Source organism: Pseudomonas sp. NCIMB 10586 (assembly GCF_023127895.1).
In the GTDB taxonomy this organism is placed as follows: Bacteria; Pseudomonadota; Gammaproteobacteria; order Pseudomonadales; family Pseudomonadaceae; genus Aquipseudomonas; species Aquipseudomonas synxantha_A.
In genome coordinates this window covers 1-17516 of sequence record NZ_SPKQ01000008.1, presented here as the reverse complement: position 1 = coordinate 17516, position 17516 = coordinate 1, and the positions used below count along the sequence as shown (strand labels likewise).

The 17516-nt window shown below is 58.6% G+C and carries 11 protein-coding genes and 1 tRNA gene; 9 read left to right on the top strand and 3 right to left on the bottom strand.

Annotated features, from left to right (window positions below; genetic code table 11):
- Positions 1-38: 38 nt before the first annotated feature.
- Complete coding sequence (locus tag E4P01_RS03765) at positions 39-2828, bottom strand: Tc toxin subunit A (protein ID WP_248129900.1); 2790 nt, start codon at positions 2826-2828, stop codon at positions 39-41.
- A 350-nt stretch (positions 2829-3178) separates the two neighbouring features.
- On the opposite strand from E4P01_RS03765, the gene E4P01_RS03760 reads away from it, so the two are divergent.
- The 6 genes from E4P01_RS03760 (at position 3179) to E4P01_RS03735 (ending at position 12834) form a co-directional block, all read left to right on the top strand.
- Positions 3179-5935 (top strand): RHS repeat-associated core domain-containing protein, encoded by a 2757-nt coding sequence (locus tag E4P01_RS03760; protein ID WP_216091874.1) that lies wholly within the window; start codon positions 3179-3181, stop codon positions 5933-5935.
- Between the two features lie 131 nt (positions 5936-6066).
- Entirely contained in the window at positions 6067-7008 is a 942-nt protein-coding gene (locus E4P01_RS03755) for a rhodanese-related sulfurtransferase (protein WP_078821910.1), read from the top strand.
- A gap of 3 nt (positions 7009-7011) precedes the next feature.
- On the top strand, positions 7012-7647 hold the full coding sequence (locus E4P01_RS03750) for a DsbA family protein (protein ID WP_078821909.1): 636 nt from the start codon (positions 7012-7014) through the stop codon (positions 7645-7647).
- Positions 7640-9442: an ABC transporter ATP-binding protein gene (locus E4P01_RS03745; RefSeq protein WP_005789883.1), complete on the top strand. Its 1803-nt coding sequence runs from the start codon at positions 7640-7642 to the stop codon at positions 9440-9442. The genes E4P01_RS03750 and E4P01_RS03745 overlap by 8 nt, the downstream gene beginning before the upstream one ends.
- A 71-nt stretch (positions 9443-9513) precedes the next feature.
- Positions 9514-11976, top strand: coding sequence for an EAL domain-containing protein (locus tag E4P01_RS03740; RefSeq protein ID WP_078821907.1), 2463 nt, complete (start codon positions 9514-9516; stop codon positions 11974-11976).
- 45 nt (positions 11977-12021) lie between these two features.
- Complete coding sequence (locus E4P01_RS03735) at positions 12022-12834, top strand: iron-containing redox enzyme family protein (protein WP_032880165.1); 813 nt, start codon at positions 12022-12024, stop codon at positions 12832-12834.
- A 21-nt stretch (positions 12835-12855) separates the two neighbouring features.
- On the opposite strand, the gene E4P01_RS03730 is transcribed toward E4P01_RS03735, so the two are convergent.
- Both E4P01_RS03730 and lldD read right to left on the bottom strand, forming a co-directional pair.
- A complete protein-coding gene (locus E4P01_RS03730) occupies positions 12856-13782 on the bottom strand; it encodes a GGDEF domain-containing protein (RefSeq protein ID WP_005789880.1) in 927 nt (308 codons plus the stop codon).
- A gap of 407 nt (positions 13783-14189) precedes the next feature.
- Positions 14190-15326 carry an FMN-dependent L-lactate dehydrogenase LldD gene (gene lldD / locus E4P01_RS03725; protein ID WP_194438814.1) on the bottom strand — a complete coding sequence of 379 codons (1137 nt, stop codon included), beginning with the start codon at positions 15324-15326 and terminating at the stop codon, positions 14190-14192.
- 100 nt (positions 15327-15426) lie between these two features.
- Here lldD and E4P01_RS03720 point away from each other — a divergent pair, with 100 nt between their 5' ends.
- From E4P01_RS03720 to E4P01_RS03710, 3 genes are all read left to right on the top strand, one after another.
- On the top strand, positions 15427-16323 hold the full coding sequence (locus E4P01_RS03720) for a LysR family transcriptional regulator (protein WP_032880168.1): 897 nt from the start codon (positions 15427-15429) through the stop codon (positions 16321-16323).
- A 60-nt stretch (positions 16324-16383) separates the two neighbouring features.
- Positions 16384-16459, top strand: a tRNA-Asn gene (locus tag E4P01_RS03715).
- Between the two features lie 121 nt (positions 16460-16580).
- A complete protein-coding gene (locus E4P01_RS03710) occupies positions 16581-17396 on the top strand; it encodes a ParA family protein (RefSeq protein ID WP_248129898.1) in 816 nt (271 codons plus the stop codon).
- The last annotated feature ends 120 nt before the right edge of the window (positions 17397-17516 follow it).

Sequence of the window (17516 nt, the reverse complement as noted above, 5' to 3'; positions counted from 1 at the left end):
TCCTTGAGCAGGTCGAATGTGAGTAGGGTGTGAGTGGGTTATGAATACGCACTTGTGATCGCCTCACCGACGCTCTTCCAGTCAGCAAATGTAGAGTCGGCTTTCAGTTCGCTGGCTTTGATCAGCATGTTGGCAGGCAGGCCTGTGTCGATGCTGGCTTGGCGGCAGCGCAGCACCCAGTCCAGGCGCATCATTGAGGTAATGCGTGGAGGTCTCAGTTTGTCGCAGAAGACGTCGATTTCACTGGCATTCCAACCTAAAAGTTGAGCGAGACGCTCGTTCGTTTCTTCACTGGTGTTTTGCGTAGCGCCGTTGGGCAGGGTATTGGCGTGTTCGAAGTAGTTGAGCAGTTGCTCTTCCGTGAGGCCGCAGTGGTGTAGGCAATGTTTGAACTGCTGCATGAGGTAGAGGTTGTACGGGGTGAGTTCAAGCAACGAAGACATCTTGTACTTGCTCGCGAGCCAGTGCGGATTGACCAGGAACTGGTGAAGTACTTGTGGGCTGAGGGGCAGTTGCAGAATATCGGCGGCGTGAGGTAACCGCAGTATCAGATAACTGAGCGTTTGCAGCGGCGAAGCAGCGGGGGCATATAACCGCAGGAAATGCTGGTCATTGTCGTATTTTTGATAGCCGTTGGCTTTGCTTGGCTCATGGAGGTCGGCTTGGGTGATTTCTTTAAGGCGTAGATATAAAGCCCACAACTCATTCCGCGCGTTGCTCAGCAGTGTGCTGAGCTTAGGTTTCGCTCGGTCGATCAACTGTGTCGTACGTGCAGGCATCGTGCTGATTTGAACGGAAGAGAGCACTTGATCGAGCGCCATCTCGATGCTGTTATTGGGACGCATCCGTTGCAGCGCCGTATAGGCCAAGGACTCCCAGTCAACGGCGGGTAAACGATCTTTTTCGTCACCGGGTTGCTGAGGAAGATCAAGCAGTTGCAACGCTTTGGAAAGAGACGCTTGGTCATAGCTGGCGAACTCCTTCAATAGCTGATTCATGATCGGGTCCTGGACCTGGCGATCCAGCAATAGCTGGCGTCTGAGCAGCGTCAGGCTGCTGCCGTTTTCTTTAAACCAACGGCTGGCCCACTCCAGGTGCATGAGTATGTCGAGGAAGTCAGTCGTGCCCTTCGGTTTGTTGCGTAACGTTGGGTTGCGCAGCTGCATGAGAAAGTTCGCATTCCCGAGCATTTGCACCAACTGTCGGCATTCCACGACCGATAACCCGAACAGGCGAGCGACTCTCGCTTGCCGATAGATCTCGCTGACCGTCTCGATCGTGCGGGTTGCAGGTTTGTTGGGGTTGATCAGTAGTTGAAGCGAATCCTGGGTGTCTTGCAGGCCCAACCCCGCGCAGAGCTGTTGCCGGGTGGTACCGTCGAACGTAGCGCTGTCCAGATACAGGGGAGGCAGGGCGGAACCCGTGCGATTGAACACCTGGTCGAACAATGACACGCGGTCGCCTGAGGCATGGACGGGTAACTGATGAAGCAGGGCGGCAAATTCTTCGGCTTGCAACGTGTAGCGTTTGCTCAAATAGCAAAAGACCCCCAGCGACCGGAGGGTGTTATGGGTGATCAGCAGCGTGCTGTTGCGATGGCCTTCACAGCGCATGGCGCTGACTATCAGGGTGTCCAATTGCGCGAAAGGCAGGCCGAGCCAGCGCTGTAGACGAATCATGCGTTGCAGCCTGTCGAAGCGCTCAAGGCTAACGTGGGTCAGCTTGGCGTTGTCCAGGCTGATAGCGGGTGTGGTCGTGCCGTTGATATAGCACGCACCGTAGGTGAGGCCGGGGTTTTGCTTGCAGTTAGGCGATTGGCGTGGTGACTGAGTCTGTTGTGCAAGCAGCGCCTGAAGTTGGTCGGCATCCAGTTGTGTATGGTTCAGAAAGTCAGTGAGTTTCTCTGGTCCTGTCTGATCTATCGTCCAGTTGTAAAACTGGAGATGGAACTTTTTCACCTTTTCCTCTTTTTCCACCTCTGTTTCGGTAACCCATTTAGCTTTCAGCATTGTCTGTTGTTGAGGGCTCAACCCCGATAACTGACACTGGACTTCGTTGTTCTGTTCGCCGACCTGCCCGTAAGTGCTGGTTTCTCCCGCCAGAGGCAATTGGCGACTGATGCGATAGTTCAACTCACCCAACGCCGGCTTGTCGCCCGACAGGCCCTGTTGGCATTGCTGATGGTGCAAATGATAGGGCAGAGAAAACGGATACCAGGTTTCACTCAGCACCTTATAGGTATCTTCTTCTTTGGCCGGCGCGATATTTTTGAGCAAGATCTGGTTGACGATCGACAACATGGGAACCTGGCCCGAAACGCTATGTTGGTTGATCACCTGGTCTTTGAGTTCCGGGCGTCGCTGCGACAGCTTGAGCGCGTTTGCGTCCTTGGTATTTTCTTCCAGCTGCAGGGCGAACAAATAGAGCGCCCGCAGGTAGGCAGTCGGTGAATCAACCGCTGCAATCGACGAACTGGAGCAGAACTGGTCCCACTTTTCCTTGAACAAGGCCTGGTAGGTTGCGCTGGTCTCGGGGGGGAGACTGCGTTTATTGCGCGGTGAAGAAGGGGGGGACGAGACTTGCTGTTCGCGAAATAGCGTTTCCAGTTGCGCGGCGACGCTCTGGGCCTTGAGGTACACCGTGTGTGCATCGTCATCGTTGTACGTTGCCAGTTGCTCGGCAAAGGCTCTTTCGGACAATCGTACGATGTCCAATACCGAGGTGAGGTTGAGGCGCTGCAGGGCGGTCTTGAAATCGTCCCGACCGGGGGCGGGAGGACGTGAGTGATCAATCAGCTTGGCGAGCAAGGGGCTGCTGTCGGTTTGCATATTCATACGTTCCTTCACGCCCGCCGAGGGTGCCGGCGGGCAATGAAAAACGCTATCACGCAGGTTAACGGGGCCAGGTATAGGTATTTACAGGCGTCGTCGGTGCACGCCGGTTGAGGTGCCTATACACCGATACCACCTCTGTGCAAGACATGAGCCCTAGGCTTTTCTGACCATTGTGCAACTCAGGCCATGTGATCATGTCTGCTTCACTTCATCGAAATACGCCCTCGCTTGTAGCATTCGACCCCCGTGGGTTGACGGTCCGCAGTGTCGCTTATCTGCGCGCTACCCCCCAGGCTGCGCCGACGGCCCGTGTCAGGCGTCAAGTCTATGGGGCCAGCGGCCTGATGCTTGAGCAGTGGGACTCTCGCCTGCATACCCTTAAATCACATGAACCATTGATCGAGGCGAATCAGGTGTCGGTGTACAGCCTGTCCGGGACGCTGATCCGCAACCACGATGTGGACGCCGGCATGCGGCTGATGCTGGCAGCGCCATCCGGGCAACTGTTGCAGGTCTGGGATGGTAGGGGGGCCTATCAGCGCCACGACTACGATGACTTGCAACGTCCGGTGGCGGTGTTCGAACAGGCTGCCGACGAAGAGCGACCCCGGTGTGTCGAACGCCTGGTATATGCCGCCCCAACGTCTGAGCACCGCGCGCTTAACCGCGGTGGCCGTCTGGTGTGCCATGCCGACCCGGCTGGCACCCAAGTGTTCGAAGCGTATGGGATGAGCGGGCAAGTGCTTCGGCAGACGCGGCGATTTCGCGAGGCGTCGGGCGATGTTGACTGGCCGCTTGCTCTGGCCGATCAGGACGCGCAGTTGGACGGCGAGCGTTACACCACACGCTGGATATTTGATGCCCTCGGCGGCACGTTGGAACAGGTCGACGCCAAGGGTAATGGTCGGCAGTTTGCCTATGGGTTGGACGGACAGACGAAACATATTCACCTCGCCTTGAAAAGTGGCGCACGCAAAACCGTGATAGATCGCTACGTCTATAATGCCGCCGGTCAGGTGGAGACGGCCCGGTTGGGCAATGGCGTGAGCAGTCTGGCCGCCTATCGGCCCGAGGATGGCCGTATGAACCGGTTGATGGCGTACCGCCAAAATGAGCCGGCGGCGCCATTACAGGATTTGCGCTACGACTATGATCCCGTGGGAAATGTTTCGAAGCTGCGGGATCAGGCGCAACCGGCCCAATGGAGCCACAACACGCAAGTGAATGCCGCCTATTGCTATCAATACGACTCGCTGTACCAACTGACCCAGGCGACAGGCCGGGAAAGTACCGTCGCCGCCATCACCCCAGCACTGCCTGCGCGTATTTCGTTCGGTTCGACCGATGCCGGTTTATGTCGCAACTACACCCAGCATTATGCTTATGACGAGGGGGGCAACCTGACCCGGTTGCGGCATGTGCCGTCCAGTGGCGTCGGTTACACGCGCGACATGCAGGTCGCCAGTGGCAGCAACCGCGCGTTGTCTAGCGAGCATCCGGTTGGCGCGTTGGCGCAGGGTTTTGACGCCAATGGCAATCAGCAACGGCTGGGGCGTGGTGTAGCGATGGCGTGGAATGTGCGTAATCAGTTGTCCAGGGTCACGTCAGTTGTGCGCGACGGAGCTGACTCGGATGAGGAAGCTTATGTGTATGCAGGCGACGGCCAGCGTGTGCTCAAGCTCACTCACCAGCAGGTTGCCGGCAGTCGACAAACGGCGCGTGTCTATTACCTGCCAGGCCTGGAAATTCGCCAGTGGCCATTGCGTCGATTGAATGTGTTGCGCCTTGACGTAGCGCGCTGCGCGGTGGAGGTCTTGCAATGGGAGCTGGGACTTGATGAGGGGGCTGACGATGAAGCCCTGCGTTTCTGCCTGACCGATCAGCAGTCGAGCCATGGGTTGGAGTTGGGCGAAGAGGCCGAGTTATTGAGTCAGGAGAGTTATTTCCCGTATGGGGGGACAGCGTGGTGGGCATCGCGCAACGCGGTGGAGGGCAGTTACAAAACCCGTCGATATTCAGGCAAGGAGCGTGACGGCAGCGGTTTGTATTACTACGGTTTCCGCTATTACGCCCCATGGTTGCAGCGCTGGATAAGCCCCGACCCCGTTGGGGGAGGGACGCAGCTGAATCCTTATCTCATGGCGTTCAACAACCCGGTCACGTTCGTTGATTCAATGGGGTTGCAGCCTACCGACATGGAAAATCCTCAGATACAGGACGAGATCATACTCATCCTGGTTCTGGCCTTGCTGGGCCTGGGGGCGGGAGCGTTGCTGGGCGATGCGAGGGTGGGAGCTGCCGTGGGGGGGCTGGTGGGAGGCCTGCTGGTTGGTACCGCCCGCTTCATTACCTATCAAAGCATGCAGCCGCAGGCCCTGGCCAGCGCAGCGCAACAACAGGAAGAAAATTTCGCCAGGGCCGTTTCGGAGACGGCGATTGCTGCGGCGGAGGATGCGGGGCTGAGTCACGAAGAAACGGAGCGGCTGGTGAATTTTGCCTACGCGCGCCGTCATGCTGAAAAAGGCATTACCCTTATGGTCCATCGGCGTCAGGGGACCCTCCGTGGCTACGTGGGGCCTGTGGACGAGGCGGAAGACCTCGAACGCGTACTGGGGGGGAATCGTAACCCGATGCCGGAGTTGAAACGCATGGGCTATGGCGTGATAGTGCTGCGAAGTCCAGCACGTGAGTCCGCTGCCGCGAGCGGTCAGCAGGCGGGGCCAAGCGCGTTCGAGGTTGGGGTGACGACACCGGTGGCTGGTTCAAGTCGCGCACGCGGTGGTCGGCAAGCACAGGCGCAGGTGCCGTTGGTGGCGCCGGCGGCAGCGAGAGCCGCTACCCCGCAGATGGAGTTCGATACCGCGAGGCTTGTAGATACCCAACTATCGGGCCGCGAGCGCCGCAGTATTGCCCTTACCCTCAGCCACTTGCGTGAAGGGCGTTTTGGCGCGGTTCATTGGCATGCTCACAGAGACCAACTATGGTCCGCTGATTTGCACGGCTACGCCGCTGCTCGTGGACGCGGTGCCTATCGTTTGATGTTCAGCCATCTCGGCGGCCAGCGGTACCGAGTGGAAGGGGTACGTAACCCACATCGCTGAGGACATATCAGCGGCTGCGTGTCGATGCGATGGCGCCGCACTTTTGTTAGAATGCGCGCCGCGTCGCCTGACCGACGCCTTTTTGCATCCGGTTCACCCCTTACGAGGGTAGCCACCTGGAGAGAACACCCATGACTCAACCGATTGTTGTGGCGGCACTGTATAAGTTCGTCACCCTCGAAGATTACGTCGCCCTGCGCGAGCCACTGCTGCAGGCGATGGTCGACAACGGCATCAAAGGCACCTTGCTGATCGCCGAAGAAGGCATCAACGGCACCGTTTCCGGCAGCCGCGAAGGTATCGATGGCCTGATGGCCTGGCTGAAAAAAGACCCGCGCATGGTCGACATCGACCACAAGGAATCCTACTGCGACGACCAGCCGTTCTATCGAACCAAGGTCAAGCTCAAGAAAGAGATCGTGACCCTGGGCGTCGAAGGTGTTGACCCGAACAAAAAAGTCGGCACCTACGTCGACCCGCAAGACTGGAACGCGCTGATCAGCGATCCTGAAGTGCTGTTGATCGACACCCGTAACGATTATGAGGTGTCAATCGGTACCTTTGAGGGCGCAATCGACCCAAAGACCACCAGTTTTCGCGAATTTCCTGACTATATCAAAGCCAACTTCGACCCGGCCAAGCACAAGAAAGTCGCCATGTTCTGCACCGGCGGCATTCGCTGCGAGAAGGCGTCGAGCTATATGCTCAGCGAAGGCTTTGATGAGGTTTATCACCTCAAGGGCGGGATCCTGAAGTACCTCGAAGAGGTGCCCCAGGAAGAAACCAAATGGCAGGGCGACTGCTTTGTGTTCGACAATCGCGTGACCGTGCGCCACGACTTGAGCGAAGGCGACTACGATCAATGTCATGCCTGCCGCACACCAGTGAGCGTAGAAGATCGCGCCTCTGAGCATTATGTGGCTGGCATCAGTTGCCCCCATTGCTGGGATAAGCTGCCGGAGAAGACCCGTCGCAGCGCGATCGACCGGCAGAAGCAGATCGAGCTGGCCAAGGCCCGCAACATGCCGCACCCGATTGGTTTCAACTACAAGCAAACTCCTTCCGAGGCCTGAGCCATGTCTGCGCGCCTGCTCTATGTAATGGATCCGATGTGTTCCTGGTGCTGGGGCTTCGCCCCGGTCGCGCAGGCGCTGGTTGAGCAGGCCCAGGCGGCCGGCGTGGACGTGCACCTGGTGGTGGGCGGTTTGCGTACCGGTAGCGGTGCAGCGCTGGAGCCGACCACCCGGCGCTACATTCTTGAGCACTGGCAAGCGGTGACCGAGGCCACCGGCCAGCCATTCAAGCGTGAGGGCGCATTGCCTGACGGGTTTGTCTACGACACCGAGCCTGCCTGCCGTGCCATCGTCACCGCGCGCAGCCTGGCGCCGGATTGCGCCTGGAAGCTGCTGGGGCTGATCCAGCGCGCGTTCTATGTCGAGGGACAGGACGTGACCCTCGCCCATGTGCTGGTGGACCTGGCCGAGCAGGCCGGTATTCCGCGTATCGAGTTTGCAGGCGAGTTCGACCGCGCCGAGCAGCATGCCGCCACGGCCGCCGATTTCACCTGGGTGCAGGATCTGGGGATCGCCGGTTTCCCGACGTTGCTCGCAGAGCGCAATGGCCAGTTGGCCTTGCTGACCAATGGTTACCAGCCGCTGTCCGAGCTGTCGCCGTTATTGGGTCGATGGCTGGAGCGAGCTGCCTGTGTATGAGCAACCTCAACGCACTGACCGCCTGACCTGGGCAGAGATTCGCCGTCTGGCGCTGCGTCACAAGAAAGCCCTGTGGATCGCCAATGGCGTGGCCGTGCTGGCGACGCTGTGCAGTGTGCCGATCCCCCTGCTGTTGCCATTGCTGGTGGACGAAGTGCTGCTGGGCCACGGCGATGCCGCGCTCAAGGTGATGAACCACGCGTTGCCCCTGGGGTGGCAGAAAGCCGCCGGCTACATCGGCCTGATGCTATTGGTAACGCTGGCCCTGCGCTGTGGTGCGTTGGTGTTCAACGTGGTGCAGGCGCGGCTGTTTGCGCGTCTGGCCAAGGACATCGTCTATCGCATCCGCGTGCGCCTGATCGAACGCCTCAAGCGGATCTCCCTGGGTGAGTACGAAAGCCTGGGTAGTGGTACGGTCACTACCCACCTGGTCACCGACCTGGACACCCTGGACAAATTCGTCGGCGAAACCCTCAGCCGTTTCCTGGTGGCGATGCTCACCCTGGTCGGCACGTCGGCAATCCTGGTGTGGATGCATTGGCAGCTGGCGCTATTGATCCTGTTGTTCAACCCGCTGGTGATCTACGCCACCGTGCAATTGGGCAAGCGCGTCAAGCATCTGAAGAAGTTGGAGAACGACAGCACCTCGCGCTTTACCCAGGCACTGACCGAAACCCTCGATGCCATCCAGGAAGTGCGCGCCGGCAATCGCCAGGGCTTTTTCCTCGGGCGCCTGGGCCAGCGTGCCCAGGAAGTGCGCGACTATGCGATTCATTCCCAATGGAAAACCGATGCTTCCAGCCGCGCCAGTGGGTTGCTGTTCCAGTTCGGTATCGACATTTTCCGTGCGGCAGCCATGCTTACGGTGCTGTTCTCCGACCTGTCCATCGGCCAGATGCTCGCCGTGTTCAGCTACTTGTGGTTCATGATCGGCCCGGTGGAACAACTGCTGAACCTGCAATACGCCTACTACGCCGCGGGCGGCGCGCTGACGCGGATCAACGAGCTGTTGGCACGCGCCGATGAGCCGCAGTACGCCGGTGGTGCCGACCCGTTTACCGGGCATGAGACTGTCGGTATCGAGGTGCGTGGCCTGGAGTTCGGCTACGGCGAGGACCTGGTGCTCGACCAATTGAACCTGGCGATCGCGCCGGGGGAGAAGGTGGCGATTGTCGGCGCCAGCGGTGGCGGCAAAAGTACCCTGGTGCAGTTGCTGCTGGGGCTCTACACACCACAGGCCGGCAGCATTCGTTTTGGGGGGGCCACCCAGCAGGAGATCGGCCTGGAAACCATTCGTGAAAACGTCGCCGTAGTCCTGCAACACCCGGCGCTGTTCAACGACACCGTGCGCGCCAATTTGACCATGGGCCGCACTCGCTCCGATCAAGCCTGCTGGCAGGCGCTGGAAATCGCCCAGCTGGATGCTACTGTCAGGGCGCTGCCCATGGGCCTGGACAGTGTGGTGGGGCGCTCGGGTGTGCGCTTCTCCGGTGGTCAACGGCAGCGCCTGGCCATCGCCCGCATGGTGCTCGCCGAGCCTAAAGTGGTGATTCTGGACGAAGCCACCTCGGCACTGGATGCGGCGACCGAGTACAACCTGCACCAGGCATTGGCGCGGTTTCTCAGCGGGCGTACTACACTGATCATCGCCCACCGGCTGTCCGCGGTGAAACAGGCTGACCGAGTACTGGTGTTCGATGGCGGGCACATCGCCGAGGATGGTGATCATCAGCAATTGATCGCCGACGGCGGGCTCTACGCCAAACTTTACGGACACCTGCAACAAGTGCGTTGATTTAGCTTAGGCTGTGCTATCGGAAGCGGATTTTCGCGTGCGTATCAAGCTGTGCATGTGTAAGGGACTTCATGAAGCAAAAGCGGACTCTCGGAACGCCACGGTTGTTGGGTATCGTCTGGCCCTTTATTGCCGTTGTCTTGTTCCAGGCATTGTTAGGCTGTGGCAGTCTCTACGTGCTCTCTGCGGTGCGTGGCTATGTGGCTGGCGAAAGCTTGTGGTCCAAGGGCCAGAAGGATGCCATCTATTACCTGACGCTGTATGCCGATAGCCGCGACGACGCCACCTATCTCAAATACCAGCATGCCATTGCCGTACCTCAAGGCGGGCATGAGCTGCGTGTGGCTCTGGATCGGGCCACGCCAAACCTGGCTGCCGCGCGCCTGGGCATCCTCAAGGGTGGCAATCACCCGGACGACGTCCCCAGCCTGATCTGGCTGTACCTCAACTTCCGCCATTTCAGCTACCTGGAAAAAGCCATTGAACTGTGGACGGTGGGCGATGATTACCTTGAGCAACTGGATGAACTGGCCCAGCAGATGCACAGCGCCATCAGCACCGATCAGGTCACCGAGCAGGATGTGCGCGCCTGGAAAGCGCGCATCATTGCCATCAACGAGGGTGTAACGCCGGCCGCCAAGGCGTTCAGTGATGCGCTGGGCGAAGGTTCGCGAATGATCCTGCGCCTGTTGTTGATCACCAACCTGGCCACCGCCCTGGGGCTGATCGTCCTGGCGCTGTTGCGTACCCACAAGTTGCTGGCCCAGCGCCACGCCTTCGCTGACGCGCTGCAGGCGGAGAAGGAGCGGGCGCAGATCACGTTGGAGTCGATTGGTGACGGGGTGATCACCACCGACGTCGACGGCGCCATTGCCTATATGAACCCCGCGGCCGAAGCGCTGACCCACTGGAAGTCGGAGCAGGCCCAGGGCTTGCCGTTGGCGGCGTTATTCAAGTTGCTGGATGAAAACGCCGAGCCCGACGGCTTTACCTTGATTGAACACATCATCAAGGGCCAACTCAGTGGCGGCAGCGAGCATTCCAAGCTGATCCAGCGCCTGGACGGCAGCACCGTCTCGGTCACGCTGGTGGGCGCGCCGATCCGCAGTGCCGGCAAGGTCAGCGGTGCGGTGTTGGTGCTGCACGACATGACCCAGGAGCGCCAGTACATCGCCAACCTTTCGTGGCAGGCGACCCATGACGCCTTGACTGGCCTGGCCAATCGCCGCGAATTCGAGTTCCGTCTTGAGCAGGTACTGCAACAGGTGGCACGCCAGCAAAATGGGCGACATGCCTTGATGTTTCTCGATCTCGACCAGTTCAAGCTGGTCAACGACACCTGCGGCCATGCGGCAGGCGACGAACTCCTGCGCCACATCTGCGCGCTGTTGCAATCTGACTTGCGCGAGGGCGATACGTTGGCACGCCTGGGGGGGGACGAGTTCGGCATTCTGCTGGAGAACTGCCCGGCGCCGGTGGCGGAAAAGATCGCCGAGAGCTTGCGCCATACGGTGCAAAGCCTGCACTTTGTGTGGAAAGGCCGACCGTTCATGACCACCGTCAGCATCGGCCTTGTGCATATCTCGCAAACCCCAACCACCCTGGAAACCTCCCTGCGGGCGGCCGACATGGCCTGCTACATGGCTAAGGAAAAAGGGCGCAACCGCATACAGGTCTATCACGCCGATGATTCCGAGTTGTCGCTGCGCTTTGGCGAAATGGCCTGGGTGCAGCGCCTGCACATTGCCCTTGAGGAGGATCGGTTTTGCCTCTATGCGCAGGAAATCTCGCCGTTGGGCCACACCGAAGCCGGCAATGGGCACATCGAAATTCTTCTACGCCTGCATGACGAAGCCGGGCGCATCATTTTGCCCGACAGTTTTATCCCGGCAGCCGAACGATACGGTTTGATGACGTCGCTGGATCGTTGGGTGGTTGAAAACGTATTCAAGATCATTGCTCGATGCATGACTGAACGTCCGGGCCGTCCTATGGCCATGTGTGCGATTAATCTGTCAGGAATAACTATCGGTGATGACGATTTTCTAGGTTTTTTACGTGAGAAATTCGGTGCTTACAGCATTCCACCAGAAATGATTTGTTTTGAAATAACTGAAACCAGCGCTATAGCCAATTTGGGTAGTGCCATTCGATTTATTAATGAACTCAAAGCGTTAGGTTGCCATTTCTCACTCGACGACTTTTGCGCCGGAATGTCCTCATTCGCATATTTGAAACATTTACCTGTAGACTTCCTGAAGATCGATGGAAGTTTCGTAAAGGATATGCTGGACGACCCGATTAACCGCGCCATGGTCGAAGTGATCAACCACATCGGCCACGTCATGGGTAAGCGCACAATTGCCGAATTTGTTGAAACACCCCAGATCGAACAAGCGTTGCTTGAGATCGGTGTGGATTACGCTCAGGGCTACCTGATTGAACGCCCGCAATTGTTTACCTTTGATAGCTTGCAGTGTCGACCCGTGCGGCCTCAGCCCTTGGTGTTCAAGGCGCCCGGCACATTCCGCTGAAACATTTGCTGGTCTGTAAAATCACACTTAAAAAGGAGCCCTACAGTGATCGACACATTCAACAGAACCGGGCCGCTTATGGAAGCCTCTAGTTACCCAGCCTGGGCGCAGCAATTGATCCAGGCCTGTAGCGAGAGCAAGCGTCGGGTTGTCGAGCACGAACTGTATCAGCGTATGCGCGACAACGCCCTCAGCGCCAAGACCATGCGCCACTACCTCATTGGTGGTTGGCCGGTGGTGGAACAGTTTGCTTTGTACATGGCGCAAAACCTGACCAAGACCAAGTTCGCCCGCCACCCGGGTGAGGATATGGCGCGACGTTGGCTGATGCGCAACATTCGCGTGGAACTCAACCATGCTGATTATTGGGTGAATTGGGCGCGTGCCCATGGTGTCAGCCTTGAAGAGCTGCAAGCCCAGGACGTGCCGCCGGAATTGCATGCACTGAGCCATTGGTGCTGGCACACCAGCTCGGCGGATTCGTTGATCGTCGCGATTGCCGCCACCAACTATGCGATCGAGGGTGCGACAGGGGAGTGGTCTGCCGTGGTCTGCTCTACCGGTGTGTATGCCGACGCCTTCCCCGAGGAAGATCGCAAGCGGGCGATGAAGTGGCTGAAGATGCACGCCCAGTACGACGACGCCCACCCGTGGGAAGCCCTGGAAATCATCTGCACCCTGGCCGGGAACAACCCTGGCAAGGCCCTGCAGGAAGAGTTGCGCCAGGCAGTATGCAAAAGCTACGACTACATGTACCTGTTCCTGGAAAGCTGCATGCGCCTGGAGAACGTAGAGAAAGACAAAGAGAAGGCGCCAGCCATTCGCGAGCGCCCGGTGCGCGTTGCCAGCGAGGCGTGATGTAAACGTGATGGCGGGGACTTACCCCGCCATCGCCAAGCGGTTGCGGCCTTCGCGCTTGGCCACGTACAGAGCGTTGTCTGCCCGGCGCAGCAGGCTTTCAGCCGATTCGGCCGCCAGCAGCGTCGAGCAACCCAGGCTCACCGTCAATTCGACCCGCGTGCCTTCCACCCAATAGTCCTGGGCTTGTGCCGCCTGGCGCAAACGCTCACCGACCATCTTCGCTGCATCGCGTCCGGTGTTGGACAGCAGGATCAGAAACTCTTCCCCGCCAAACCGAAATACCATGTCGACGTTACGCAACTGGTGTTTGATCGCCCCCGCCACGGTGCGCAGCACGCTATCGCCGGCGGCGTGACCATGGGTGTCATTGATTCTCTTGAAGTGGTCGATGTCCAGCATCAGCACGGATAAGGGGTGCAGATGCCGCCTGGCCATGTCGATTTCCCGTTGCAGCGTCTGATCCATGGCCACGCGGTTACCGGTTTCGGTCAGCGAATCGCGCAGGGCGCTGCGGGTGGCTGCACGGTAGAGCAGGGCGTTACGCATCGGATACAGCAACGTCACCAGCAGGGATTCGAGCTGGCTCAGTTCCTCGTCGATCAACCGTTGGTTGCGGCGAAACACCAGTTCCCCAAGGTGCTCGCCTTCGTGGCTCAAGGTGTAGCTCACCGAATGGTGGCCACGATGACCGAACTCGAGGCGCAGGTCGCTGGCGGCATGGCGATACTGCAACGCATCCAGCGGCACCAGGCGTTGTATTTCGCGAAAGAACAGACCGAGGATGCGCTCCGGCTCCAGGCTGGTTTGCAACTGTTGGCTCAGTTGCTGGCACAGTTCGCTCAGGGTTGCGGGGCGGCGTGGACGCAGGGAAGGTTGACCAAATCCCAGGCGCTGCAATTTGGCAGTGTCGAAGTCAATCGCGTTGGTCTGGGTGGGTGTTTTCATAAGCGGGTGGCCTCTAAGCACTTGGCTGTCTTACAGGCAAGATGAGGGCGGCAAGTGCCAGGCGTCTTACTGTTCCTTCAGTTCCGTAAAACATGGGAGCAGTTTAAACCGCTTTGCATTGAGTTATAACCCCGGGGCACGTGCCGCACGTCTTGTCATCACTTAACCTGCTTAGGAAGTGTTACAGCGAGATTCGTGCCAAAGCCGTTTTGTTTTAAAAAGTTCTTATAAATCAAAAGACTGTAATTAAAGCAAAAATTATCTTTTAATTAATGGCGCCAGTTATTTGGCTGGTATGGGCCGGCGTTGCAGCCGACCCGTTCAACTTTAATGTCACGGTGGTTCGCGTTGTTTGTCGCGAACAAACAACGTCTGAAATAAACCTCACATAAATGACACCGCCTTCATCACGGCTGGACCAGCGTCGTGCGGTCGATCTGCGCGATGGAAGTGACGCCGGTCAGCGTCATGGCCACGCGCATTTCCTTGGCGAAGATATCCAGCACGTTCTCTACCCCACGTTGGCCTTCGGCGGCCAGCGCATAGGTGGTCGCGCGCCCCAGCAGGCACGCCTTCGCACCCAGGGCGAGCATACGCACCACGTCGAGCCCGGAACGAATGCCGGAGTCCACCAGCACGGTCAAGTCATCGCCCACCGCGTCGGCAATCGGCGGCAACGCCTTGGCGGTGGACAGCACGCCGTCGAGTTGGCGGCCGCCATGGTTGGACACCACGATACCGTCGGCACCGAAGCTCACCGCATCCCTGGCATCCTGAGGGTCGAGGATGCCCTTGATGATCATCGGGCCTTTCCAGAATTCGCGGATCCACTCCAGGTCTTTCCAACTGATCGACGGGTCGAAGTTGTTGGCAAGCCAGCCAATGTAGTCCTCCAGATGGGTGGGTTTGCCCAGGTACTTGGAGATATTGCCCAAGTCGTGGGGGCGGCCCATCAAGCCCACATCGAATGCCCATTGCGGCTTGGTGACCGCCTGCAGCATGCGCCGCTGCGCCGCGTACGGCCCGGACATGCCCGAGTGCGCATCGCGATAGCGTGCGCCGGGTGTGGGCATATCCACGGTGAACACCAGCGTGGTCACGCCGGCCGCCTGCGCTCGCTCCAGCGCATTGCGCATAAAGCCGCGATCCTTGAGCACATAGAGCTGGAACCAGATCGACTGCGGGCTCTGCGAGGCCACTTCCTCAATTGAACACACCGACACCGTCGACAGGCAGAAGGGGATGTTTTTGTTGGCAGCTGCCTTGGCCGCTTGCACTTCGCCGCGCCGCGCATACATGCCGGTCAGGCCGACCGGGCTAAGAATGACCGGCATCGCCAGTTCCGTGCCGAACAAGTGGGTGCTCAGGCTCAGGCTGTCGACATTGCGCAGGATGCGTTGGCGCAGGCTGATCTCGGCCAGGTCCGAACTGTTGGCGCGCAACGTGTGCTCGGCGTAGGCGCCGCCGTCGATGTAGTCGAACAGAAAGCGCGGCAACTTGCGCTTGGCCGCAGCGCGGTAGTCGGAAGCGGACGAGATGATCATCGACGGTGTCTCCACAGGGCAAAGTGCTACACGATAAGCAAAGTTGTGACATGATAAAAACAACTTTTATCACTGCTATCCAGTCGCAAAAGGAATACTGATGAACCTGCGAACATTGCGTGCGTTTGTCGAAGTGGTGCGCCAGGGTGGGTTCTCCCAGGCGGCCGAGGTGGTAGCGTTGACTCAGTCTACCGTCAGCAAGGCGATCAAGACGTTGGAAGACGAGCTGGGTACGCCGTTGCTCAACCGCCTCGGCCACAAGAACGAGCTGACCGCCGCCGGTGAAATCGCCTACCGCCGCGCCTTGGTGATACTCGCCGAACGCAACGACCTGATGGCTGAAATCAACGACCTGCGCGGTCTTACACGCGGCGTACTACGCATTGGCCTGCCGCCGGTGGGGTGCGGGGTGCTGTTTGCCGCCATGTTCGCCACGTACCGCAGCCGTTACCCGGACATCGACATTGAACTGACCGAGTACGGCAGTAAAAAACTGCGTGAATGCCTGGAAGCCGGGGAGGTCGATCTGGCCGCACTGCTGTTGCCGGTGGACGAAGGCTTTGACTACCAACCGGTACGCAACGAACCCCTGATCGCAGTACTGCCCATCAGCCATCCACTGGCCCGACGCAAGCGCATCGACTTCACCGACCTGGCGGACTCGCCGTTCATCCTGTTCGAAGCCGGTTTCGCCCTCAACGCCAAGATTCTCAGCGCGTGTGAGCGCAAAGGTGTGACCCCGAAAGTCACCGCCCGTAGCGGGCAGATCGACTTTATCGTCGACCTGGTCACCGCCGGCCTGGGCGTTGCCTTCCTGCCGCGAATGCTGGCGCACAAGCACCAACACGCCGGCATCGCCTTGATCCCCCTGGACGAACCCCACACCGACTGGCACATCGCCCTGGCCTGGCGCGCCAGCGCCCACCTGCCACCGGCGGCACGGGCCTGGCTGGATCTGGCGGCGGAACCGGCGTTTTCAAGCGGTCATGGCGGGTAATTGAAGCGAATGTAACGCAAAGCTTGACTTCTTCTTTTTAATCAGTAACATACGGCGCATTCCGCGATAGCTCAGTTGGTAGAGCAAATGACTGTTAATCATTGGGTCCCTGGTTCGAGTCCAGGTCGTGGAGCCAGATAGAGAAAAGCCTGTAGAAATACAGGCTTTTTTTTGCTTGGGATTTGACCCAGCAATCCAAACGCTTAGCGCGCTTAGCATGACGCCATCTCTAATCCTTCGATTCAGAGGTAAGGCCAATGAAAGTCGCAGCAGTCGTTTCAACCAAAGGCGGACCGGGGAAAACCACGGTTGGCGCCAATCTGGGCGCGTTCTGCGCCGACGCGGGTCTTCGTACCTTACTCATCGATCTCGATACCCAGCCGTCACTGTCCTCGTTCTATACGCTAACGCATGAGGCGCCGGGCGGGACCTACCAACTGATCGCCAATAACGAGACGCGTACCGATCAGGTCATTTCCAAGACCTGCATCCCTAATCTCTCACTGATCCATTCGAATGATCCGTTAAATCAGCTTGGAAGTTTGTTGCTTCATGCTGCTGATGGGCGCTTTCGCCTCAAGAATTTGATACAGGCGTTCGCTCAAGATTTCGATTTGATCCTTGTAGATACCCAGGGTGCACGCTCCATTGTCCTTGAAATGGCGTTGCTAGGCGCTCAGATGGCTATTTCTCCTATCACTCCCGATATGCTGACTGCGAGGGAGTTTCAGCGTGGAATGCTCCAGCTTTATAGAGATGTGGAGCCTCTGGCAGCGCTGGGCGCTACGACACCCTTGCTCAATATCGTGATCAATAAGCTTGATGCTACTAATGACGCAAATCTGATTTATCACACGCTAGCCGAGACCTTTTCTGATCACCCCAAAGTGCGAATGCTTCATACCACAATCCCTGCAGCGGTGAGCTTTCGCCGCGCTGCGACTGAAGGAGTTCCCGCACATCGTCTGGAGTATCGGCTTCCGACTCACCGCCGCTCTCCAACGGCTTTCAAGGTCATCAAAGACCTTTCAATAGAGCTGTTTCCGAGTGGCGGGCGAAGTTTGATGCGCTGAACGAGGAGCGCCTTAGTCAGGCCTTGTCGCTGCTCTCGAAAAGGGTTGTCTCAAGGAGAGAGGCAGTATGAACTGGTCCAGTGATTTCGGACATTCTTTTCGGTTTTCACGCCGCTAGCT